At 64.8% G+C, this 1,411-nt stretch carries 1 protein-coding gene and 1 pseudogene; both read left to right on the top strand.

From position 1 onward, the window contains the following. The first annotated feature begins 149 nt into the window (after window positions 1-149). Entirely contained in the window at window positions 150-923 is a 774-nt protein-coding gene (locus AC1DYI_RS35635) for a ferredoxin--NADP reductase (protein WP_477208815.1), read from the top strand. Window positions 924-1,043: 120 nt separating this feature from the next. Beyond that, a pseudogene (locus AC1DYI_RS35630) lies at window positions 1,044-1,411 on the top strand (hypothetical protein); the annotation flags it as partial.

Here is a 1,411-nt window from a genome sequence, read left to right as displayed (position 1 = left end):
CTCCTTGTCACTGGAAAGTCAGCCAAAGGGGAAGGTTGCCCCCGCGCGGCGGCATGCGGAAGCCTCGGCGACAATACTGGGTTTGCTGCCGCTGGGCATCCCCCAAACCGCGGCCTTTATCTTTTTTGACTCTCTGAATCCCTCCGAGCATGAGTGCCTTCAATGAAGAGCGCGTGTTGAGCGTGCACCACTGGACCGACAAGCTGTTCAGCTTCACCACCACCCGTGACAGCTCGTTGCGCTTTTCGAATGGGCACTTCACGATGATCGGCTTGCGCATCGACGGCAAGCCGCTGTTGCGGGCCTATTCGATCGTCAGCGCGAACTACGAAGAGCACCTCGAATTTCTGAGCATCAAGGTGCAGGACGGCCCGCTAACCTCGCGCCTGCAGCACATCAAGCCGGGTGACTCGATCGTCGTCGGCCGCAAGCCCACCGGCACCTTGTTGATCGATTACCTGACCCCCGGCAAGCGCCTGTACCTGCTGTCCACCGGCACCGGCATGGCGCCGTTCCTGAGCATCGTGCGCGACCCGGAGACCTACGAGAAGTTCGAGCAGGTCGTCCTCGTGCATGGCGTGCGCGAAGTGAACGAGCTGGCCTACCACGACTACCTCACGCGCGACTTGCCGGCGCATGAGTTCCTCGGCGAGATGGTGACGCGCCAGCTGATGTACTACCCCACCGTCACGCGTGAGGCCTACAAGCACCAGGGCCGCGTCACCACGGTGATCGAGAACGGCCAGTTGGCTCGCGACCTGGGCCTGCCCGCGCTGAACGCCGCCGAAGACCGCGYGATGATCTGCGGCAGCCCCGCGATGCTGCGCGACCTGAAGACGATGATGGAAGTGCGCGGCCTGAAAGAAGGCAACACCAGCACGCCTGGCGACTTCGTCATCGAGCGCGCGTTCGTCGACCAATAAAGGTCGCTGCTGGAGCAAGCCAGATGCCTGCCCCAAGTTAATTTACAAAGCGGACGCAGCCCGCTTGCGACCCGCTCGCAACATGTTGTTTCGTGGCCCCAGTTGCGGCCACGGAACACCATGGACCCTCGCCTCCCTCTTCGATCATTTCATCTCGCCCGCCGAGCCGGTGCACCGCTTGCACTGACCCTGGCCTTGGCTCTGGCCGGCTGCGCCACCACGCTGACCGCACCGGCCGTTGCGCCGCAACTCGGCGACCAGGCGCTCGCCAGCTGGTCCCGTGCCGACAACGCCACGCCTCCGTCGGCACCCGACGAAGCCGCGCTGGCGCAGTGGTGGCAGCAGTTCAGCGACACCGGCCTGGACCGCCTGATGCAACAGGCGCTGGCCAACAACCGCGACCTGAAGGCCGCGCAAGCCAACCTGCGGCAAGCCCAGGCGGCGCGCGCGGTCAGCGAGGCCGGCTTCTCCCCCACCGTGGGCACATC

Source organism: Ideonella sp. P3_A4, from assembly GCF_056403075.1.
This window is presented reverse-complemented; position numbering and strand designations above follow the sequence as displayed.